We start from the raw sequence: 20454 nt of genomic DNA, 5'->3' as shown, positions 1-20454 counted from the left end.
CCCATGAGATGCCCGCGTGCGCAGCCGACACGATGTCCATCATCCAACAGACCAATGATCGGAGTGTCTTGATGCGCGCCCTGGTGACGAGAGTTATGGCGATCGCGGTCGCAACCGCAGTGACGACATCGGCAAGAGCCGCTGATGCAGATCACGGGGCCGATCTCGCCCGTCGCTGGTGCGCCTCGTGCCACCTGATCGAGGGAACGCAGAAGCAGGCCAGCGCCGACGTTCCGTCCTTCGCCCAGATCGCGCAGAAGGCCGACTTCACCCCGGAGAAGGTTGCCTTCTTCCTGCTCGATCCGCATCCGAAAATGCCGAGCTTCCCGCTCAATCGGCTGGAGGCGGCCGACATCGCCGCCTACATCGGCACGCTGCGAAAATAGCGCGCCTCATACCTGTCGTCGTGCCGGCGGCTGGCTCGCCGCCGATCTCCATCGCTGCGGGTCCCGGTTGCGAGACGGGCGCTTGAGACTCAGCTCTTCGGCTCGGTCGCCTTGGTCGCGGCCGACATGATGCTCGACGTGATCGTCTTCATGTGCTCGCCGGCGTTGGTGAACTGACTGCGCAGAAACTCGGACTGGATCCGCATCGCCTCTTCGAGCTCAGTGGCGTGCACCAGCTTCCGGGCGTGCTCGAATGCCGTCTTGATGTTCTGCTCGGTCAGGGTAAGCGCCTGCTTGGACATGTCGGCGGCGGGTCCCGGAACCGTACCGATCGACTTGCCGGCGGCATCGAAGAACATCTCGAAGGCCCTCTCGGCCTGGGCAATCGTCTTCTCCGCAAGGTCTCGCAGCTCCGCGGGCACTTCCAGTTTGGTTTGGGTCATCGTTGCGTCCTCCACGAGCGACCCAACTACCACATTCGGCTTTCGGCGTCCCCGTGCAAATGCACAGGTCGGGCACACGGCAAAGGACCTCAGAGGGCCGACAGCCGCTCACGCGCAATCTGCAGCGAATACTCGATCGAGGCGAGATGACGGTCATAGATCCGGCGCATGCGCTCGTCCGTGACCATGTCGGACAGTTCTCGCGCATGTTGCAGAGCAAGGTCGAGCAGGATCACCGTCTTCCTGATATCTTCTCGACACTCCGATGTGCCAGAGTGAACGACCTCGAGCCGAACGGTGCTGGCAACCGCGACCGCAAGCTCCCGACGAGGTACCGCGACGTGTGGCGACGGCACGATCTTCTTGCGGAAGGGAACGATGTTCGTCATTGGCCTCTCCCCGCTTCACGCAAGGATTTGCATCTAATTTTCCACTTTCATACGCGCAGCATTTTACGGAAGCCTTAGAGCGATTGCAGACGGCACGGCCGTTCCGGTCCGACCGTGGGCGCCTCGATTAACCGCAATGCAAGCCGAAAGCCGCGAACCGCGGCGAAACGGCTGAGATATCCCGGAATCGGGGACGACGCCCTCAGCTCGAGAACCGCCGCCGATACTCCGACGGCGACACACCGAGATGCCGCAGGAACGCCCGCCGCATGCGCTCGTCGTCGCCGAAACCGGCCCGCTTGGCCACCTCGACCACGCTATCGACCTGGCGGCTTTCCAGCAGAAGGCGCGCCGTCTCGACCCTGAGCGCCTCGACGCCCTGGGCGGGCGTCATGCCGGTTCGCCCGACATAGGTGCGGGCAAAGGTCCGGGGCGTCATGCCGGCCTTCGCCGCCAGCGTCTCGACGCGGAGGTCGCTGGCGATGTTCTCGATGATCCAGGCATGCAGCGCACTGAACCGCCCCTCGACGTCGGACGCCTGCGCGGCGAGCACGGTCGAGAACTGGCTCTGACCGCCGGGACGCTTGAGAAACACGACGAGGCGGCGCGCCACGTCGAGCGCGATGGTGTGACCGAAATCCTCCTCGATCATCGCGAGCGCGAGGTCAATGCCGGCACTGACGCCGGCTGACGACCAGATTCGGCCGTCCTGGACGAAGATGGCGTCCGGCTCGACCTTGACGTTGGGGAAGCTGTCCTGCAGCCGCGGACAGTAGCGCCAATGTGTCGCAGCCCGCTTGCCTTCGAGCGCCCCCACCCACGCGAGGGCAAAGGCGCCGAGGCAGACTGAGGCGATCCGCCGCGCACCCGGGAGCACTTCGCCGATCCAATGCATAGCGGCTGTATCCTGCCGCAGCTTCCAGATGCCAGGGCCGCCCGGAATGAGCAACGTATCCACCTCGGTCGGCTTCAGCGACGAGATCGGCGCAGTGTCGATCATCAAGCCGACATCGGTCGGCACCAGCCCGCCATCCCTGGACACGTAGGTCAGCGCGTAGCCGGGCGCCGGCAGCTCGATCTCGCTGAGTTCGGCGAAGACCTGCGCGGGACCGGAGACATCGAGCAGAGTCACGCCGGGAAACGCGAAGATGGCGAGCCGCCGCTCCGCGCCGTCGCGGCGCACCGCAAAACGCCGAGCTGAGTTGGCAGATTTCGAGGGCATATTGTCCTTTAAGCCATCGAATAGCGGCCTGTATAGCTCGACGTGCAGTGCTGGAGTTCACGCGATGTCGCGAAACCTGGATGGCCGCTATCCGACCATCGCCTCGCCCTGGGACGACTACACCGTCTACAGCTTTCACGACGCGTCGCAGATCCAGGCGCCGGATCGGCAGCCGATCATGGATGCGATGAATTCGATCATTGCTATTAACTGGAAAGCAATCGAACCGCACTGGACCGCCGCCTCTTCGCCATTCGACAGCAAATACAGCCTCGTTCTCGTCTACGATCATATCGGCTTGGTCGCCTTCTCCGTCTATCGCGTGATGACCGTCGCGGGACGGCTGGCGATCTATCGCAGCGGGACCGAAGTGCTGCCGGCGCATCAGGGGCGTGGCCTGTATGGATTCTTTACGTCGCAGATCCTCAAGCATCCCGGTGCTGTGAGCGATGAAGGCATTCTGTACGGTTGGCGCACACGCAATCCGATCGTGTGGGCCGCCAACGCCAAGATCTGCGAGAAGGTCGCCCCGTCGCTGCTCGGCGAACCGGCCGATGCCGCGTTGCAGGCAGCCTGCGTCGAGATGTGCGCCACGATCTATCCGGGCAAGCCGCTCGAGGTGCCCGGCATGATCATGCGCGGCGCCTACGGGCACATCCAGCATATCAAGCAGGACTATCACGGCAGAGCCTCCCTGGTGGAGACGGCGATGTCCCAGATCATCCCGAACTCGGCCGACGCGCTGTTCTCCGTCGGCTATGCGAGGCTGTGATGGCGGTTCTCGGACATCAGGCGGTCGCAGCGTCACAACCGAGATTTGCCGATCGCGCCTATATCGCGTGGGGGACGGTGGCGTTCGCCTACGCCATCGCCTTCCTGCAGCGGATGTCGCCGCAGACCGTGGGCCTCGGCTTCGTCCGTGATTTCGGCACCGACGCATCCGGCGTCGCGATGCTCGCCTCGAGCTACTTCTGGGGCTACACCCTGATGCAGATTCCTGCGGGCGTGCTGGTCGATCGCTACGGCGTCAAGCGTGTCGTCCTTTGCAGCATGGCCGCGTCCGCGCTCGGCAGCGCCGCCTTCGCGCTGTCGCCGACGCTGTTCGATGTCTTCATCGCGCGCGTCGTCGTCGCCTGCGGCGACGCGCTGGTGTTCACGGCGCTGTTGAAGCTCGTGGCTCAAAGCTTCTCCGATCAGCGCTTCGGCCTGATGTCCGGCATCTCCCAGGTGTCAGGCTATGCCGGCGGCGTCATCGCGACCACGCCGCTCGCGGCTGCGATCAGCGGCTTCGGCTGGCGCGCCTGCTTCCTGTTCATCGCCTGCGTCGGTGTCGCCAATCTTGCCTGCGCATCCACGGTGCTCAAGGCTGCGCCGGCGAACAATGCCGCCAGGACGCTCAAGAGCGTGCTGATCGCGAGTTGGCACGCGCTCGGATCGGCGGCGAACTGGGGCTGCGCCATGAGCTTCGCGGCGCATTTCGCGGTCGTCACGACGCTGGCCGGCGTGTGGGGCATCCCGATGGTCGCCCATTACTTCGGCCTCTCGTCCTCGGCGGCCGGGGGCCCGCTGCTCGCCTTCATGGTCGGCAATGCGGTCGGATCGATCTTTCTCGGTCACGCGGCAGACCGGACGCGGTCGCTGCACGGAGCGCTGATCGCCATCACCCTGTTGCGCATGCTGCTCGTCGCACTCCTCCTGCCGGCCTTCGCGCATGCGCTCGGCTTCTTCTATGTCGGCGCGGTGTTCGCGGTGCTGGGCCTGGTGGCCGGCGGCACCGTGCCGCTGATCCTGAAATGCACCAAGTCGCTCTATACGGCGGAGCGCATCGGCGTAGGCGCGTCGATCAACACGACCACCGCCGGCGTGTTCGCCGGTCTGGCGCAGCCGGTGATCGCGCTTGCGATGGTGGCGGCGAGCGGCCTCGGCGCGGACGCCGGCGGTAGCCTGCGCACGGTGGCCAGCGACGGCAGCTACGCCGCGCTGATCGAGATCCTTCTTTTGATGTCGCTTCCTGGACTGCTCGGGCCGCTGATGATGAGGCACAAGTTGATACTTCGTACTTAAATCATAAGAAAACAGAGAGGGTCAGTATGTCGCGTTTGTACTTGAGAAAGGACGAAGTCCGATCCGGCCACGCAGCCGGGAGCTGGCAAAGCGTCCTGTTTTCTGAATTCGAAGCTCAGATGAGCAGCGAAGCAAGACCCTTTCCTTGCGTGTTCGGCGTCGCGGGCTATCGCCACGATCAGTTGCGCTATCTGTTTCTCGACCCGATCGACATCGACGTTCTCGGCCAGCAACTCGCTCTATTCGTATCCGAGAGCAGATCTCACGGGCCCAACACGTCGCTGATCCTCTTCACCCGGCCGCGTCCCGTGCAGACGATGGACGCCTACTACAAGAAGTTCTGGCAGATCCTCGATCAGCTCGCTCAGATCGACAAACAGGCCTGGCCTGCAGAGATTCCGGAGACGGTCGACCATCCGATGTGGGAATTCTCGTTTGCGGGCGAACCGATCTTCGTCGTCTGCAGCACGCCGGCGCACGTGATGCGGCAGAGCCGACGCTCGAGCGCTTTCATGCTCACCTTCCAGCCCCGCTGGGTGTTCGAGCGCATGCTCGGCACGGACGAAGCCGCGGCCAAGGCCTTCGATGAGGTGCGCAAGCGGCTGATCCCGTTCGACACGACGAGGCCTTCTCCCCTGCTCGGCCGCTACGGCAATCCGGAGGGCCGGGAGTTCAAGCAATACTTCCTCTACGACGACAACCAGCCGCCGCCGGCCTGTCCCTTCCACAAGCTGGCCCAGGGCAAGCCATCGTCCATCGGAGATAAGGAGCAAGCCGCATGACCCAGATCATCGCTGCAACGAAAACCGATTTCGCGATCGATCCCGACATCCTCGCGCTTCTGCCGAGCCAGGGCTGCATCGAGTTGCAGCACGATGCGGCCGGAAAGGTTCATGCCTTCCACACCCACCCGGTCGACGAAATCCTCGTCGTGATCAAGGGACGGCTGACGTTTCGCTGGGAGGGCGGCGAGCGCGTCTGCACCGCCGGTGACAAGATCCTCTTGCCGGCTGGGACGCTGCACGAATCGGAAGCGCTTGACGATGCAATCTACGCGATTGCTACGCGGCCACCCGCATCTCTTGCTTGCAGTCAGGAGACATAGCTTCAGGAGAGAGGACAGTCCGTTTCCGGACGAGGGGCGGAATTCAACCGCTCGACCATTTCGATCACTTCGATGCGCTGGCCCGGAGCCAGCTTCAGGAAAGCCTTCAATAGACGAAGGCTCTCCACGGCTTCGCTCGATGGGGCTCCGAGCTTGGTGTGCAGCTCCGCGATGAATGTGGGATTCTTCATCTCGCACCTTTGGCAGGAAACAGTAATGCCAGTCCTTAGCAAACGTGAAGGCCTTGCACGCAAGGTAGATACTGCAGCAATCGAGGCGGAGAGTCTCGGTCTGACGACTGCGACGCTGATCCTCAGGATGGCCCGGCTGGAAATCGACCGCGCGGAACCCGAAGAGGTAGAAAGTATGCCAGTGAACAACTCCTGCAGCAAGCCGAACTGACCGATAGGTTGAATTCGGCGGCGCAATTTGAGCTTTGTGGCAGTTTCCGGCTAACGACGCCAGGGGAAACGGTCATTTACCGAACGCAACAGGGGAATTCCGGCAGCGGTAAGCTTGTCCTCCACATTAGAGGTCTTCTATAGTTTGGCCCTGGGGGAGCATGGGGGCGGGTCCTGGGTCGGGTCCGCTCCCGCTCCCGCACGACAGCGGCTGCGGGAAGACCATGCGCACTTACTATTTCGATATGAAGGATGGCATTCCAACCCGGGACCGGACCGGCCTGGAATTCGCGACAAGTGCGGGGGCCATCGAGCACAGCCGGGATTTGGCCCGGCGGCTGCGGCACGATCCCCGTATTACAGACCGCAGGCTTTCGATCGTCGTGGTCGACGAGTCCGGCGCGGAAATTCACCGCGAGCCGGTCTATCCAGCAGCGGTGAAGGCGAGCCTGTCCTGATTTTTCCGGGCCCGTCGGCGCGCAAGAGCATCCGGCAGAAGTCACAACCTTTCGTAGAATTTGGCGCCACGGTCGCAACTTATCAGAGCATCTCGGCGGCCTCGAATCCGCAATGACCGCCACTGCTGGTCATCGCGCTACACGTGGCACCGAAGAGATCGAGCAGCCGATCGCGAGCATCTATTGCTGCTTTTCCCAGAACGACAGCAGTCCCTGCGAGGCTGAGCCGCCGATCACGCAGGGAATGCCGACCGCGACCTGCCCCAGCGCAGCGGCCGAGACGCATCCGAGCGCCAGGGCCCCGACCCCAAGTTGTCCCCAGAAATCCATGTTGCGCCGGGCATCGGAGCCCTTGGTCTTGAGCTCTTCGACGGCGGCGACGGCATCCTTGCGCACCGCACCCAACTGCACCGTGTCGGCAGCCTCCACGACTTCCCTCAACGGCTCCTTGACGGGTCCTGACTGACGCGCCAGTTCCTCGCGCAGATAGTCGCGCAGACCGGCGTCACGCACCGAGTAGCTGGCGAGCGTGTAGCGCGCCATGCTGCCGACGGTGAGCTTGTCGACGGTGTCGCGGCTCTTCGCCCAGGGCAGCATCTGCACGATGCGCTGGATCGGGACGCGCGAGCCGGTTGCGAAGTAATAGCCCCAGAGGATGTCGAGCAGATCCTGGTGCGTCGCGTAGCTCAGCCTTGTGTCGAGCTTGCGCTCCTCCTTCTTGAAGGGATTCTGCGTGAACGCGCCGCGCAGCTTGTCCATCATTCCCGGCTTCGCCTCCTCCAGCGGAATCTCCATCAGCGTCGGCTGCGTGCCGCTGAGATAGCCGTCGATCATCACGCGGCGCCCAGGCATCCGCGGCGCCACTTTGCGCAGGAGGTTGCGCCATTCCGGCACGCCTGAATAGGCGATGGCCCGGACGATCACCCACTCCTCCTCCGGAGGCACAGGAAAGAAGCTGTTGATCAGTTGCTCGGCCTTGGCCGGATTGGAGCCGATCGCCCCAGCGATGAAGCCGAGATAGATTCCCGCGTTTTCCGGCTCCTTGAAGGTCTGCGAGTGGAACAGCACGCGCACGGCAGCCGGCACATGAGCATAGTCCGGCTTTGTCCGATAATTGTAGATCCACTGCTGCACGACGCCGAGCGAGGCGCGCGGGTCGATCTCCGGAACGATCGCCGCAGCCAGGGCCGATTGCACGAAGTTACAAACAATGAGGGCCAGAGCGATCGCACGCATGGTCTGTTCCCACCTGGTTTGCGACGCCAGCGCCTTGCCGGCGCCAGCAGATGTCGAACGATGTTGACTGGCGTTTGAATCGACTCTGCGTCGATTCTGCGGCCTCCATCGGTTCCGATCCCCTGGCGCTTTCGCAGGCGTGATTCATGGCCCGCAAGTCTCCATGGCCCTGACATGATTTGGCCGTCCGCCCGCTCTTGCATCCTGCCGATGACGAGCAGGCAGGACGTAGAGACATGACCGCCCGGGACGATCGTCTCCCTGCCTCCGGCAGATCGCGCAGCAGCAGAATGCTGTTGGCGGCACTGGCGGCATCAGTGTTTCAGTGCGGGACGGCATCAGCGGAAACCCTTGTCGTAGAAGGCAATCGGCACGTCGATGCCGACACGGTGCGCTCCTATTTCCATGCCGACGCCAAGGGACGCTACGACGACGCCGCGCTCGACGCGGGATTGAAGTCGCTGATTGCCACGGGACTTGTGGACGACGTGAAGCTCGCCCGTACCGGCGGCCGGATCGTCGTCCGCCTCCGGGAAGCAAAAGTGCTCGATCGCGTCGTCTTCGAAGGTAACAAGAAGGTGAAAGACGCCGACCTGACAGCGGCCGTTCTATCGAAGCCGCGCGCGGGTCTGCGACGCGCGACCGTACAGGGCGACGTCGTCCGCATCATCCAGGCCTACCATCGCGTCGGACGTGACGACGTCCGGGTCGTGCCGGAAATCATCGATCGCGGCAACGATCGCGTCGATCTGGTCTTCACCATCACCGAAGGCAAGAAGACGCCGGTCCGCGCCATCAGCTTCGTCGGCAATCATGCCTATGGCGCGCGTCAACTGCATGCCGTGATCAAGACCTCGGCGACCCACGTGCTGAGCTTCGTGACCGGCGGCAACGTCTATGACGCCGATCGGGTCAATGAAGATCGCGAGCTGCTGCGGCAATACTATCGAAGCCACGGTTATGCCGACGCCGAGGTGACGAATGTGAGCGTCGACTACGATGCGGCGAACAGCGGTTACAATCTCGTGTTCTCGATCGAGGAAGGCGGGCTCTACAAGTTTGGAGCAATCGACGTCGCATGCAACGTGCAGGGTCTGTCCTGCGACGGCCTGCGGGCGCTGGTGCCGGCGCAGCAAGGCGACGTGTTCGACGAGAGCAAGCTCGACAAGACCTCGGAGGTGCTGACGGCCGAACTCGGCAGGCTCGGCTTTCCATTCGCGCAAATCGAGCCCAAGATCACCCGAAATGCTCCGGCAGGCCTGGCCGACATCACCATCCAGGTCGAGCAGGGGCGGCGCAGCTACGTCGAGCGCATCGAGATTCACGGCAATACGAACACCCGGGACGACGTCATCCGCCGCGAATTCGATATCGGTGAAGGCGACGCCTACAACAGGACGCTGGTCGATCGCGCCGAGCGGCGCCTGCGCAGCCTGAACTATTTCAAGACCGTCAAAATCACCCCGCGGCCGGGATCGACGCGGGATCGTATCGTGCTGGACGTCGAAGCCGTTGACCAGGCCACCGGCGACTTCAACGTGTCCGGCGGCTATTCCTCGACGGACGGACTGCTCGCCGAGGTCAAGATTGGCGACCGCAACGTGCTTGGCACTGGCAACACGGCGCAGGCGAAATTCACCTACGGCCAGTTCGCGCGCGGCGCCACCCTGTCCTTCACGTCGCCCTATGCGCTGGGCCGGACAACACCCGGCCTGGAATTGTTCGCACGCCAGAACATGGTGAGCAACTTCCAGGCGTTCGGCAGCAATACCTATGGCGGCGCTCTCACTCTGGGCATGCCGGTCAGCGAGCAGACCGCCATGCTGTGGCGCTACTCGCTCTACGACCAAAAGGTGGTGCTCGCGCCTGGGATCTCGCCGGCGGCGGCTTCGTTGCCGGTGCGACAGGCGGTCAATGCGGGACGGCAGACCGTGTCCTCGCTCGGCAATACGATCACCACCAGCACGCTCGACAACAACAAGTTTCCCACCAGCGGTATCCGGTCACAACTGACGCAGGATCTCGCCGGCCTCGGCGGCGACGTGCGCTTTCTGCGGACGACCGGAGACGTCCGCTACTACCGCGCCGTCAATCGGGACTTGACCGCGATGGTGCGCGCCCAGGGCGGCTACATCACCGGATGGGGTGGCCAGCAGGCGCCGCTTCTCAATAGCTTCTTCGGCGGTCCCACCATGGTGCGCGGCTTCGCGCCCGGCGGCTTCGGTCCGCGCGATCTCACGCCGGGATCGACGCGCGACAATGTCGGCGGCAGCATGTATTGGGCGACCACCGCGGAGCTGCAGGGCAACATTCCCGGCCTGCCGCAGGAGTACGGCCTGCGGGCATCCGCCTTCGTCGATACCGGCACCGTGTTCGGCTATCGCGGACCAATGCAGAACGCGCAGGTCGCGAACCGGAACGTGCTGCGGTCATCGGTCGGAGTGGGCATGACCTGGGCCTCGCCGTTCGGGCCGCTCACGGTCGACTATGCGGTTCCGATCAGCAAGGCGGCTTACGACGTGGTGCAGCCATTCCGCTTCAGCGCCGGCGGCTTCTAGGCGAAACGCCGGCGCCCGGACGGGCCTCATCGCCGCAGCATCCGTTCAGTACGGATGGTAGTAGTGAACGCGCGGCCCATAATATGGGTGGCCGTAGTACGGATGGCCGTAATAGGGCTGCGGTGCATAGTACACCCTCGGCGGCCCGTAGTAGCCGGGTCCCGCATAGTACCCCGGCCCGTAGTAGTAGTCGTCGTCGTGCTGATGCGCGGCAATCGCGCCGATCGTTCCGATCATCGCGCCCATGATGGCAAGGCCGGCCGCGGGATTGCTCCGGTAGACGCGACGATGGCGTCGACGCGCACTCAGATCCGTGACGTCGCTCGACGCCACCTTGGCGACCGCTGCCTTGCTGGCCGGGCCAGCCATCCGCGCGCCGGCCGGCACCGGGTCGGCCGCTGTGAAGGCGATCGCCGCGACAGCTGCAAGCGCGGCCTTGCCGCCGGATGAACGGAACAGATAGTTACCTGTGAACATGGCATCCCCCGTCACTTCGCGCGTCTCTGATACGACAAGCCGAAGCAGGCAGCTTGACCTGCGTCAACAAGGGATTCAACCCGGGACGAACAGCTTTTCGTTTGCACATGAGAGTGCTTAGACTCGGCTCGCGCCACCTGGTTCAAATCTTCGCCGCAATTATTTCAAGCGCTTTCCGCGAACCGAAAGCCACCTGCAGACCACCAAAGCCTGCGCGCTCAGCGACGACGATATGATGACGAGCAGGAGACCTCATGACTGCATTGACCCGCCCCATGTTCGGCGCTCTCGCCACGCTGGCGTTGACTGCTTCCGCCGCGCTGGCCGAGGAGGCCAAGACGTCCTTGTTCAAGGTGGTGACGGTCAAGGACGAGATCGTCATCGGGTTGACGGCCGACGAGATGAAGACGATCGGCGGCAATGATGCCGGTGCGATCGCGCACGCGCTGTCCCAGAAGGGCGATCTCACGGCCTGGCAGTACAATGTCCATCGTGGACCAAATGGCGAGCTGCAGATGGCTCCGTCGGCCAAGATCGCCCTGCTCGCCCATGCGTCGCTGCGGGTCGAGCCCTACAGCACGACGTACACCGTCGCGCCGCATCCCTGAACGCCGCACTCCTGAACAGAGGCCACCAGCACTCGCTGCACCGGCGAGCACTGGCGGGACAAACCGCTAGGTTTCGCGCCGCGGGCTCGATCGCGGCGTTTGCCCAGGCCGGAGCGCCGTGCGCTCCGTCGCAAGACCGTACACCACCGCCAGCCGGTCCAGGCACTCCTTGAAGCGGCGGGCGAAATAGTCGTTCCAGCGTTGGCTGGCCAGCCCACGCTTGTGCCCGACCTGCTCCATGGTCAGACCTTGCACCAGAACGTCATGGGTGATGGCGGCCCCATCAGCGCCAAGCTCGCGCTCGGCGCGATTGAGACGCAGGACCGCCTGCCGCTGCGCTTCAGTGACCGGCTCGCGTCCGCGCGCGCCATCGACATGGTCGCGCGACGGGTCGATCGCCTGCGGCCCGCGCTCGGCCCGCTCCCAGTCGTTCTGAAACGCACGTCCGGCCTGGTACTGGGCGTCGTCGAGCTGCTTGTGCGCGTGCAACCGTCCCAGCGGATCGCCGCGCACGGAGCGCAGCGCGACGATTTTTTCACCCGGTTCGAGCGCGAGGGGATCGTCGATTTCGACCGGAACGACATCCGCGTTCCGCGGCAGCTGGGCTGCCCGGCGGTCGTGCGTCTTGGCCATACGAATGGATTTGCTGCGTCGAGGGCGCGCCATGTCTCGTCTCCGGAACTGTGAAGGAAATCAGGTCTGTGGCAGGGACTGCGTCTCAGACCGCGTCTCACGCGGCGGCGACGAGCCGCAGGGTCAGAGGGCCCGTCGGCCGGTCGGTCGCCGGCTCGGCGGGCTCACGCGTGAGATGAAAATGCGGCGTGCAATAGCAGGAGCCGGGCTGGCGAGGATGACCGCAGAAGGTGATGGGATCATCATCGCGGTCGCCGCCATAGGGGTAGCGGCAATCGCCGGGCTCGAGCTGGTCGAGCGACAACAGCCGCGGGCTGATGCCGACCGAGCGCAGCTTGACCCGGGTCTTGCGCTGCGGCGCCGACACCGGCCGGTCCGGGGCCTCGGCGCGTCGATGGCGGGTTCCCGACGCCGCCGACATCGGCCGGGCTTCGGAGCGAGCGATTCTGGGGGCTGCCGGCGCGACGAGACCGAGCCGCTTGCCGCGGCCGAGCGTCGCATTGCGGGTATAGGCCGTACCGAACTGCGCATTGAGCGCCCGGGCGATCTCGGCGTAGGAGAGCCCCCTGGCATGGAGCTCGCGGAGCGCGCTGGAATGTGAATCGGGCCAATCGGTGGACTGCATTCTTGCCTCTTTCTTCTGGATTTCGACCGCCGGCTCTTGCATGCCGGCTTAATTTCCGTTATTCCGAAGGAAAAGTCAAGCTTGAGTTCTGATAAATCGAAACGTATAATCCTTTCCGAGATTCGCAAAAGGGGTCAATGCCATGTTGGACGTCGCCATGATCGAGCGTGCACTCGAGAAGCCGGGAAAAACGAAGGGAGGGCTGGCCCGCGCCATGGGCGTGCGGCCCGGCGCCGTCTCCGAGATCCTCGGAGGCCAGCGCCTGATCAAGGCCGCCGAAATCCCGCTGATCACCGAATATCTGGAGCTGAACTCCGTTCCGATCATGGGCCGGGTCGGCGCCGGCTCGGTGATCGAGCCCGATTTCGAGCAGGTGCCGCTCGAAGGCATGGGCGAGGTCGCCCTGCCGTTCCCGATCTCCGAGGAGACCATCGCCTTCGAGGTCATGGGCGATTCGATGCTGCCGAAATATGAGAATGGCGACGTCATCGTCGTCTATCGCGAACAGCGCCATCCGCTGTCGAGCTTCTACGGCGAGGAAGCCGTGGTGCGCCTCAAGTCCGGCGAGCGCTATCTGAAGACGATCGAGCGCGGCAAATCGCCGTCCGTGGTCAATCTGAAGAGCTTCAACGCCAAGCCGATCGTCGGCGTCAAGCTGGACTGGATCGGCGAGATCTTCGTGACCCTGCCGCGCGGCCAGATCTCGCGGATCCGCGCCAAGGCGGCCGCCAAGTCACGCGCCCGCGCGGCGAACAAGGAACGTTGAAAAAGAATGCGCGAGGAGGACCTCGGGCCTCCTCGCGCGCGGTGCCTGAGACGGCAAGACGATTTGCCTTGACATTTTCTTATTTTCAGAAATAATGCAGCGGCCGATTTGGTCCGGAGGCGAACTGGCGCTTCATGCAGTATTTCGTCGTGATGATCGACTATGGCCGCCGCGGGCGCGAGGCCGTCGTCGATCCTGAACTGACCCGGCGCGACGTCGTCGCGCGGGTCGCGTCGGGAGAGTATTCGAACATCAGCTTCATTCACGAGATCGTCGGCCACTCGGTCGCGGACATCACGCGCGACGTCATGTCCGAAGCCGCAGTGCCGGAGATCGACGGGCAAGACGCCGATCTGCAGGCGGCCCGGTTCGACCACCTGCGCGATCTGCGCAAGCACGAGCAGGTCTGATCGAAAGACGTCCCTCCGCGCGAACGGGCGGGGGCGGCTTCATCAGGCGACGCCTTGCGGACGCCCCGCTGTGAGCTCAGACGAGCAGGACAGTGGATCCCGTCGTCTTCCGCCCGGCGAGATCGGCGTGGGCGCTGGCGGCTTCCTTGAGAGGATAGGTCTGGTTGACCTCGATTTTCACCGCGCCCGACTTGACGACATCGAACAGCTCATTGGCCATCGCCACCAGACTCTCGCGTCTGGCCGCATAGGTGAACAGCGTCGGCCGCGTCACGAACAGCGAGCCCTTCTGGGCGAGGAGCCCGAGATTGAGCGGATCGACCGTGCCGGAGGACTGACCGAACAGCACCGCATATCCGAGCGGCGCAAGACAATCGAGCGACTTCAGGAACGTATCCTTGCCGACGGAATCATACACCACCGGCACCTTTTTGCCGCCCGTGATCTCGTTCACGCGCGCGACGAAGTCCTCCCGCGTATAGACGATGGTGTGGTCGCAACCATGCGCCCTCGCCTGCTCCGCCTTCTCGTCGCTCGACACGGTGCCGATGACGGTCACGCCGAGATGCTTGGCCCACTGGCTGAGGATCAGGCCGACGCCGCCCGCGGCGGCATGCAGCAGAATGGTGTCGCCCGCCTTGACGCGGTAGGTCTGCCGGATCAGGTACTGGGCGGTCAGCCCCTTCAGCATCATCGCCGCCGCGGTCTTGTCGTCGATCTCGTCGGGCAGCTTGAGCAGTTGCGCAGCCGGGATCAGCCGCGCCTCCGAATAGGCGCCGAGCGGCGACGAGCCATAGGCGACCCGGTCACCCACCTTGAGATCAGTGACCCCCTCGCCCAGTTCCTCGATCACGCCGGCGCCTTCGCTGCCGAGGCCGCTTGGCAGCTGGACCGGATAGAGCCCGGACCGATTGTAGATGTCGATGAAGTTCAGGCCGACCGCGGTTTGACGGATTCGCGCTTCGCCGACACCGGGCTTGCCGACCTCGACCTGCTCCCAGGTCAGGACCTCTGGGCCGCCGGTCTTGTGGAAACGAATGGCGTGGGTCATCTGCTGTCCATCCTCCCTTGTCGAATTGCGCTTGTGCAACTGCGCGCTCTCGCGCCCTCGGCTGCACCGCCGAAGTTTGAATCCGTAGCCGCAGTCGGTTCGGTTTGGCAATCGGCTTTGCTGCGCCCTGCGCGGCAGCCGAGGAACCACGCTCGCCGTTCCAGCGTTCTCCGGCGAATGCGGAGGACAGGCTGATGCCGCCGAAAAGACGCAGCGCCGTGGCCAAGCCGGCCATCCTGATCGAGCTTGCCTGCCACACCTTCATGGGCGCCACGCTGGGGCTCGGCTTCGCCTTCGCGCTGACCCAGCTGGATGCCTTCGGCATCTCGACGCTGATCGAGCACAGCCTCGACCCGCACATCACCTTCATGATCTTCGTCGGTGTGCTGACGCTGTCCTTCACGGTCGGCGCCACGCTGACCGGCTTCGTCTTCACGATGATGGAGGAGCGATAGTCCGCCAGCCCTTGCCGCGACGCCATCATCTGTCATATGCGCGTCGTGCGAACGATGCACATGGAGGGCAGCGACGACCCGCGCGGGGGGTGACGGAATGACCGGACTGTTTCGCGCAAAAGCTCTTCTCGTCCGGGACGCAGGTCCGAGGCCGCGCGCGTCCGCACGACCCGGTGAGCCGTTCCCATGAGCGGCTGGCTGTTCCTGCTCGCAGCCGGTCTGCTCGAGATTCTCTGGGCGCTCGGCCTCAAGCATTCCGATGGTCTGACGCGGTTCTGGCCCACCGTCGCCACCGTGATCGCGATCCTGCTCAGCTTCGGGATGATGTCGCTGGCGCTGCGCTCACTGCCGTTTGGCACCGCCTACGCGGTATGGACCGGGATCGGCGCGGCCGGCAGCATCCTTGTCGGCATGGCCCTCTACAGCGAGCCGGCCGATCCGATGCGGCTGTTCTGCCTGACGCTGATCATCACCGGCATGGTTGGACTGAAGCTGAACTCGCCGGTCTGATTCCGCCACTGGCTTCCGATGCGAGCGAAACAACTCCACACCGCCGAACAGGAAGAGCGCAAGCAGGAACGGCAGCAGGTGATAGAGAACACGAAAGATCAACAGCGCCGCGAGCAGCCGCTCCTGATCCGCGCCGGCGAGCCCTAGCAGGATCGTCGCGTCGAACAACCCGATCCCGGCGGGCGCGTGACTGGCGAAGCCGAGCAAGGTCGCCGCGATGAACACCGCCATGAGCCTGACGACGCCGATGTCCAGTTCGGCCGGGATCAGCACGTACATCGCGAGCGCCGCGCTGCTCAACTCGAACACGCCGACCAGGATCTGCAGCAGGACTGCCGGACCGGATGGGAGGCGGACCGGCCAACGCCGGCTGCGCCGGCCGGGCCAGCTCCAGATCACGAAGACGAACACGGCGCAAAGCAGCGCGGCTGCCACGGCACGGTTGAGCGCGGGCGGCCAATACTCCACCCATCCGAACGCATCCGGATCGATCATCAGGCTCAGGCCGAGCGCGGTGAGATTGCCGAGCCAGAAGGTCAGGCCGGTCAGGAAGCTGATATTGGCGATGTCGATCGCGCGGAGCCGGTAAGGCGCGTAGATCCTGTAGCGAACCAGCGGCGAGATCAGCGCGACCGCGCCTATTCCATGCGCGATCGGATAGCTCGTGAAGCTGCCGATCGCCGCAGCGCGATAGGGAATGTCGTGACGGCCGATGGTCCGCAGCGCGAACAGATCATACAGGGTCAAGCTCGCATAGGAGAGCGCGACCAGCGCCAGCGCGATCGCGATCAGATGCTTGTCCGTCGCCTGGGCGATCGACAGCACATGCGAGATGTCCAGCTTCTTGACGGCGCGCGTCAGCACGTACACCGCCAGGCACGCGATCGAGAGGCTGAGCGTCAGGCCGCCCAGGCCGCGCAACCAGGTTCTGCGGTTCGCCTGCGGCAGCAGGGCGTCGTTCAAGTCAGCCATTCGACGCGTTTTCGAGTCACGGATGCGCACCGGCCGATTCGAGCAGGACGATGGCGCCGTTTGACACACGCATGTGACAGTGGCGTTACCGCTCCTCCACGAACCCTTGCCTTAATGTTCGGTTAACCCGCGACCATTGTTCACCGCTAACAACACGTCGGCGTCCATGCGGCACCGCACATTCGAGATCATTCAAATTTGAATTAATTCGCCGCCGCTTCCGGCGTAATGAAACCGCCGTAGCACTACGGATGCATGAAGGTCGCATCTTCGTCACGCTGACTTTCTAAGACGAAGGCTGGACGGCAACATTCGAGGCCCCATGAACGCAGATGTCGAACACGAGCTCACGCCGGATCAATGGGAGACGCTGAAGGCGCTTCGCATTCCCGCGCGTGACCGCCGGCGGCTGAACGGCATGATCGTCGAACAGCTGACTGTCCTCGGCCTTGCGCACATCAGCAACGGCGCCGCGACGCTCACCGTTGACGGGCGCAAGACTCTCGTCAGGGGGTCATCGCGCCTGCTCGACGTCGCAGCCTGATCATTCCAGCCGAATTGCTCCGGCGCGCGCCGCGCCGGATTCACCACATGGATTGGCGCGCACGCTCGGGCCACTCGCGGTCATATGCGGCCCCGTCGATATCGGCCGTCATTGCCGCCAGGATCTGACCGGGCGTGGGCAACTCTCGTGCATCTACCCGCTTGTCCGGGTTCCAAAGATCGGCACGAACGATGGCCCGCGCGCACTGGAAGTAGATTTCCTCGATGGTCATGACGAGCACGGACCGCGGCAGCTTGCCTTCCATGCGGAAGGATTCCAGCAGGTCGGGCGCCGTCGAGAGATGACCACGACCGTTCACGCGCAGCGTATTGCCGGATCCCGGAATCAGGAACAGAAGGCCGATCCGCGGATCACGAACGATGTTGCGCAGTGAATCGACCCGATTGTTACCACGTCGATCCGGCATCATCAGCGTCTTGTCGTCGTGAATGCGGATGAAGCCGGGCAGATCGCCGCGCGGCGAGCAGTCGAGCCCCTCGGGACCGCAGGTCGCGAGCGCAACGAACGGCGATTTCTCGATCATCACCCGATAGTGCGGCGTGACGCGATCAGCGACCTTCGCCGTCGAGGCCAGCCCGGTTTCGCCATAGATCGCCTCGAGCTGTTCAATCGTGGTGATGATCGACATGGCTGCTTCCCTCGTTAGCTATGATCGGCGCTCCGTCACTCCGCCCCTTGATGATCTCGGCCAAGCGACGGCCGTGCGGCTCGGGATTACCGACGTTGACGATCGTGACATCAGCTGCCACGTCGTCGTCGCTCACGGCGCGGTGGAGACGCTCGCCAATGTCGCCGTCACTCGCACGATGCCGCTTGCCCAGACGCTCGGCGAGAACGTCGGCCGGCGCGGTGATGGCGACGACAGTGACATGAGCATAGTCGCGACGCGCAGCTTGAATCACCGTGCGCGAGACATTCACGACGACGGTTCGGCCGGCCAGGATGTCGTCGTTGACCGAGCGCGGCACGCCGTAGCCGTGGCCGTGGGCATCCCAATGCAGCGCAAAATCGCCGGCGGCGAGCGCTTCGCGAAAGCCGGCTTTGCTCATTTCCAGATTGTCTTCGAAGGCGGAGGCTTCGCGCGTGACGACCCGCCGCGGAAAGACGACGCGGTCATCGGCGGCGCATTCGCGGCGCGCGACATTGAGCAACGTATCCTTTCCCGCGCCGCTCGGCCCAACCACGAGGACCAGGCGCCCCGGACCGAGCCTCTCTCGCAGATCCAGCGATGCAGCCCGCACCTCGCTCATGCCACCCGAATTCCTTCCCGCCAGACGCTGCGCACGACGGGCACCTGGCCGGCAATGTGAACGCGGATCAGGTCCGCGCGCTTGCCCGCGGCGATCTCGCCACGATCGTTCAGCCCGACCGCATCGGCCGGCGCCTTCGTCACGGTCCGCACGGCTGCGGCCAGATCGATCGACGGGACGCGCTCAGGCAATTGCAGCGCGCCCATCAGGAGGCTCGATGGCACGTAGTCCGAGGACAGGATGTCCAGCAATCCCTCGCGGGCGAGATCAACCGCGGCGATGTTGCCCGAGTGCGAGCCGCCGCGAACCACATTCGGCGCCCCCATCAGGATGCTGATGCCCGCGTCGTGCAGGCCGCGCGCCGCCTCGATCGTGGTCGGAAATTCGGCGACCGCGATGCCGTCCTTGATCGCGTCGGCGACGTTCTCCTCGGTGGTGTCGTCATGGCTCGCCAGCGGCACGCCGTGCGCCTTGGCCAGCGCGACGATGTCCCGCATGTTCGGCGCCGCATAGGCCTGCTGATAGGCGAAACGTCGCGCAAACATGACGTCGAGCTCGGCATCGGTCTTGCCGCCGCTCTTGCCGCGGTAGTAGTCGCGGAGCTTGCCCTCGTCGCGAAACTGACGCTGCCCCGGCGTATGGTCCATCAGCGACATCAGCCGCACGTCGGAACGCCCGGCCAGCTGACGGGCTTCCTCGACCACCGTCGGCATCGGCACCTCGCAGCGCAAATGCAGGAAGTGACTCGTGCGCAGCAGCCCGCCATCGCGCGCGGTCGCGATGGCATCGGCAAGCACGTTGGCCTGACCATCCACGCCCTCGGCGCCCTCCTCGCTCCACACACGCAGCGAGTCCAGCACCGTGGTGATCCCCGCCGTCGCAAGCTGCCCGTCGTAGGAGATCACGGCCGCCACGGGATCCCAATAGACCTTGGGACGCGGCACGAAATGAGCCTCGAGATGATCGGTGTGCAACTCGACCAGGCCGGGCATCAGCAGGTCGCCGCCGGCGTCCAGGCTTCCGGCCGGAGCGGCGCCCTCGCCGAGTTCGACGATGCGGCCGTCGGCGATCGTGACCCACCCCTGCTCGATGACCTGGTCGGCGAGAACCAGCTTCGCGTTGCCAATCACGATGTCGGACATGTTCGCACTCATCTGCAATCCATCACCTCTCAGGCGGCCGCTGCGAATGTCGTGACGTCGACCGTGCGATCCGCAATCTGCGCGCGGATCTCGTCATCATGGACGATCGCCAGCATCGCCACGCCTTGTTGTTTCTTTCCCGCGATCAGATCGACCACGACGGCACGGTTCGCCGCATCGAGCGAGGCAGTCGGCTCATCCAGAAGCAGCACGGGCAGATCGGAGATGAAGCCGCGCGCGATGTTGACGCGCTGCTGCTCGCCGCCGGAGAAGGTCGACGGCGGCAGCGACCACAGCCGCTCGGGAATGTTCAGTCGGCCGAGCAGCTCACCCGCCCGTGCCCGCGCCTCGTCGCGTGACAGCCCAGCCGTCAGCAGCGGTTCGGCAACCACGTCGAGCGCCGCCACGCGCGGCACCGCGCGCAGGAACTGGCTGACATAGCCGATGGTCAGGCGTCTGGCGTTGAGGACCTGACGCGGCTCGGCACTGGCGAGATCGGCCATCTCGCCCTGATGCCGGACCGCGATACGGCCGGCGTCGCAGCGATAGTTGCCGAAGATCATCTTCAGGATCGACGACTTGCCCGCGCCCGACGGACCCGACAGGACCACGCATTCGCCTGACATCACCTGGAACGAGACGCCGCGCACCACGGGCAGCGAAATGCCGCCCTGCAGATGCATGGTGAAGGTCTTCTCGGCCTTTTCGATATCGATCATCACGGTCAT

Annotated in this window: 27 protein-coding genes; 14 read left to right on the top strand and 13 right to left on the bottom strand. The window is 64.4% G+C overall.

Annotated features, from left to right (window positions below; genetic code table 11):
- The first annotated feature begins 71 nt into the window (after nt 1-71).
- Nucleotides 72-386 (top strand): c-type cytochrome, encoded by a 315-nt coding sequence (locus ACQR0Z_RS09185; RefSeq protein WP_434859341.1) that lies wholly within the window; start codon nt 72-74, stop codon nt 384-386.
- An 89-nt stretch (nt 387-475) separates the two neighbouring features.
- Here the strand turns inward: ACQR0Z_RS09185 and ACQR0Z_RS09180 are convergent, their stop codons facing one another.
- The 3 genes from ACQR0Z_RS09180 to ACQR0Z_RS09170 form a co-directional block, all read right to left on the bottom strand.
- A complete protein-coding gene (locus ACQR0Z_RS09180; protein ID WP_434876425.1) occupies nt 476-829 on the bottom strand; it encodes a phasin in 354 nt (117 codons plus the stop codon).
- A gap of 89 nt (nt 830-918) precedes the next feature.
- Nucleotides 919-1218, bottom strand: coding sequence for a hypothetical protein (locus ACQR0Z_RS09175; protein ID WP_434859339.1), 300 nt, complete (start codon nt 1216-1218; stop codon nt 919-921).
- A 202-nt stretch (nt 1219-1420) separates the two neighbouring features.
- Entirely contained in the window at nt 1421-2440 is a 1020-nt protein-coding gene (locus tag ACQR0Z_RS09170) for a GlxA family transcriptional regulator (RefSeq protein ID WP_434859338.1), read from the bottom strand.
- A gap of 64 nt (nt 2441-2504) precedes the next feature.
- On the opposite strand from ACQR0Z_RS09170, the gene ACQR0Z_RS09165 reads away from it, so the two are divergent.
- The 4 genes from ACQR0Z_RS09165 (at nt 2505) to ACQR0Z_RS09150 (ending at nt 5609) form a co-directional block, all read left to right on the top strand.
- A complete protein-coding gene (locus ACQR0Z_RS09165; RefSeq protein WP_434876426.1) occupies nt 2505-3212 on the top strand; it encodes a hypothetical protein in 708 nt (235 codons plus the stop codon).
- A complete protein-coding gene (locus ACQR0Z_RS09160) occupies nt 3212-4504 on the top strand; it encodes an MFS transporter (protein WP_434859336.1) in 1293 nt (430 codons plus the stop codon). The genes ACQR0Z_RS09165 and ACQR0Z_RS09160 overlap by 1 nt, the downstream gene beginning before the upstream one ends.
- A gap of 119 nt (nt 4505-4623) precedes the next feature.
- On the top strand, nt 4624-5286 hold the full coding sequence (locus ACQR0Z_RS09155) for a YqcI/YcgG family protein (RefSeq protein ID WP_434859335.1): 663 nt from the start codon (nt 4624-4626) through the stop codon (nt 5284-5286).
- Nucleotides 5283-5609 carry a cupin domain-containing protein gene (locus ACQR0Z_RS09150; RefSeq protein ID WP_434859334.1) on the top strand — a complete coding sequence of 109 codons (327 nt, stop codon included), beginning with the start codon at nt 5283-5285 and terminating at the stop codon, nt 5607-5609. Before ACQR0Z_RS09155 ends, ACQR0Z_RS09150 begins: the two co-directional genes overlap by 4 nt.
- Before the next feature lie 2 nt (nt 5610-5611).
- Here the strand turns inward: ACQR0Z_RS09150 and ACQR0Z_RS09145 are convergent, their stop codons facing one another.
- Nucleotides 5612-5800 (bottom strand): hypothetical protein, encoded by a 189-nt coding sequence (locus ACQR0Z_RS09145; protein WP_434859333.1) that lies wholly within the window; start codon nt 5798-5800, stop codon nt 5612-5614.
- A 25-nt stretch (nt 5801-5825) separates the two neighbouring features.
- On the opposite strand from ACQR0Z_RS09145, the gene ACQR0Z_RS09140 reads away from it, so the two are divergent.
- On the top strand, nt 5826-6011 hold the full coding sequence (locus ACQR0Z_RS09140) for a hypothetical protein (protein WP_434859332.1): 186 nt from the start codon (nt 5826-5828) through the stop codon (nt 6009-6011).
- A 223-nt stretch (nt 6012-6234) separates the two neighbouring features.
- Nucleotides 6235-6468 (top strand): DUF6894 family protein, encoded by a 234-nt coding sequence (locus tag ACQR0Z_RS09135; protein WP_012028945.1) that lies wholly within the window; start codon nt 6235-6237, stop codon nt 6466-6468.
- Between the two features lie 180 nt (nt 6469-6648).
- Here the strand turns inward: ACQR0Z_RS09135 and ACQR0Z_RS09130 are convergent, their stop codons facing one another.
- Nucleotides 6649-7704 carry a hypothetical protein gene (locus tag ACQR0Z_RS09130; protein ID WP_434918385.1) on the bottom strand — a complete coding sequence of 352 codons (1056 nt, stop codon included), beginning with the start codon at nt 7702-7704 and terminating at the stop codon, nt 6649-6651.
- A gap of 389 nt (nt 7705-8093) precedes the next feature.
- On the opposite strand from ACQR0Z_RS09130, the gene bamA reads away from it, so the two are divergent.
- Nucleotides 8094-10262 carry an outer membrane protein assembly factor BamA gene (bamA, locus tag ACQR0Z_RS09125; RefSeq protein WP_434918384.1) on the top strand — a complete coding sequence of 723 codons (2169 nt, stop codon included), beginning with the start codon at nt 8094-8096 and terminating at the stop codon, nt 10260-10262.
- 45 nt (nt 10263-10307) lie between these two features.
- Here the strand turns inward: bamA and ACQR0Z_RS09120 are convergent, their stop codons facing one another.
- Entirely contained in the window at nt 10308-10739 is a 432-nt protein-coding gene (locus tag ACQR0Z_RS09120; RefSeq protein WP_434918383.1) for a hypothetical protein, read from the bottom strand.
- 254 nt (nt 10740-10993) lie between these two features.
- On the opposite strand from ACQR0Z_RS09120, the gene ACQR0Z_RS09115 reads away from it, so the two are divergent.
- Entirely contained in the window at nt 10994-11347 is a 354-nt protein-coding gene (locus ACQR0Z_RS09115) for a hypothetical protein (RefSeq protein ID WP_434918382.1), read from the top strand.
- Nucleotides 11348-11413: 66 nt separating this feature from the next.
- Here ACQR0Z_RS09115 and ACQR0Z_RS09110 read toward each other — a convergent pair whose 3' ends face one another.
- Both ACQR0Z_RS09110 and ACQR0Z_RS09105 read right to left on the bottom strand, forming a co-directional pair.
- The gene (locus ACQR0Z_RS09110) at nt 11414-12013 is read right to left on the bottom strand and encodes a DUF6456 domain-containing protein (RefSeq protein ID WP_434876430.1); all 600 of its coding nucleotides are present in this window, start codon (nt 12011-12013) and stop codon (nt 11414-11416) included.
- Nucleotides 12014-12077: 64 nt separating this feature from the next.
- On the bottom strand, nt 12078-12605 hold the full coding sequence (locus ACQR0Z_RS09105) for a GcrA family cell cycle regulator (protein WP_434859327.1): 528 nt from the start codon (nt 12603-12605) through the stop codon (nt 12078-12080).
- A gap of 142 nt (nt 12606-12747) precedes the next feature.
- Here ACQR0Z_RS09105 and ACQR0Z_RS09100 point away from each other — a divergent pair, with 142 nt between their 5' ends.
- Nucleotides 12748-13371, top strand: a complete 624-nt coding sequence (locus tag ACQR0Z_RS09100) for a LexA family transcriptional regulator (protein WP_434859326.1) — start codon at nt 12748-12750, stop codon at nt 13369-13371.
- A 134-nt stretch (nt 13372-13505) separates the two neighbouring features.
- Entirely contained in the window at nt 13506-13781 is a 276-nt protein-coding gene (locus ACQR0Z_RS09095) for a hypothetical protein (RefSeq protein WP_434876431.1), read from the top strand.
- A 76-nt stretch (nt 13782-13857) separates the two neighbouring features.
- On the opposite strand, the gene ACQR0Z_RS09090 is transcribed toward ACQR0Z_RS09095, so the two are convergent.
- Entirely contained in the window at nt 13858-14832 is a 975-nt protein-coding gene (locus ACQR0Z_RS09090) for a quinone oxidoreductase family protein (protein WP_434918381.1), read from the bottom strand.
- A 194-nt stretch (nt 14833-15026) separates the two neighbouring features.
- On the opposite strand from ACQR0Z_RS09090, the gene ACQR0Z_RS09085 reads away from it, so the two are divergent.
- The 3 genes from ACQR0Z_RS09085 (at nt 15027) to ACQR0Z_RS09075 (ending at nt 17313) form a co-directional block, all read left to right on the top strand.
- On the top strand, nt 15027-15287 hold the full coding sequence (locus ACQR0Z_RS09085; RefSeq protein ID WP_434918380.1) for a hypothetical protein: 261 nt from the start codon (nt 15027-15029) through the stop codon (nt 15285-15287).
- Nucleotides 15288-15473: 186 nt separating this feature from the next.
- The gene (locus tag ACQR0Z_RS09080; RefSeq protein ID WP_434859323.1) at nt 15474-15797 is read left to right on the top strand and encodes a DMT family transporter; all 324 of its coding nucleotides are present in this window, start codon (nt 15474-15476) and stop codon (nt 15795-15797) included.
- 1294 nt (nt 15798-17091) lie between these two features.
- A complete protein-coding gene (locus ACQR0Z_RS09075) occupies nt 17092-17313 on the top strand; it encodes a hypothetical protein (protein ID WP_434859322.1) in 222 nt (73 codons plus the stop codon).
- A gap of 40 nt (nt 17314-17353) precedes the next feature.
- On the opposite strand, the gene ACQR0Z_RS09070 is transcribed toward ACQR0Z_RS09075, so the two are convergent.
- From ACQR0Z_RS09070 to phnL, 4 genes are read right to left on the bottom strand one after another with little or no spacing between them, the layout of a single operon-like run.
- The gene (locus tag ACQR0Z_RS09070) at nt 17354-17962 is read right to left on the bottom strand and encodes a pyridoxamine 5'-phosphate oxidase family protein (RefSeq protein ID WP_434918379.1); all 609 of its coding nucleotides are present in this window, start codon (nt 17960-17962) and stop codon (nt 17354-17356) included.
- Nucleotides 17940-18584, bottom strand: coding sequence for a phosphonate metabolism protein/1,5-bisphosphokinase (PRPP-forming) PhnN (gene phnN, locus ACQR0Z_RS09065; protein ID WP_434918378.1), 645 nt, complete (start codon nt 18582-18584; stop codon nt 17940-17942). Before phnN ends, ACQR0Z_RS09070 begins: the two co-directional genes overlap by 23 nt.
- Nucleotides 18581-19738, bottom strand: coding sequence for an alpha-D-ribose 1-methylphosphonate 5-triphosphate diphosphatase (locus ACQR0Z_RS09060; protein ID WP_434918377.1), 1158 nt, complete (start codon nt 19736-19738; stop codon nt 18581-18583). Before ACQR0Z_RS09060 ends, phnN begins: the two co-directional genes overlap by 4 nt.
- Before the next feature lie 17 nt (nt 19739-19755).
- Nucleotides 19756-20454, bottom strand: coding sequence for a phosphonate C-P lyase system protein PhnL (gene phnL / locus ACQR0Z_RS09055; protein WP_434859592.1), 699 nt, complete (start codon nt 20452-20454; stop codon nt 19756-19758).

Source organism: Bradyrhizobium sp. HKCCYLS3077 (assembly GCF_051167555.1).
In the GTDB taxonomy this organism is placed as follows: domain Bacteria; phylum Pseudomonadota; class Alphaproteobacteria; order Rhizobiales; family Xanthobacteraceae; genus Bradyrhizobium.
This window is presented reverse-complemented; position numbering and strand designations above follow the sequence as displayed.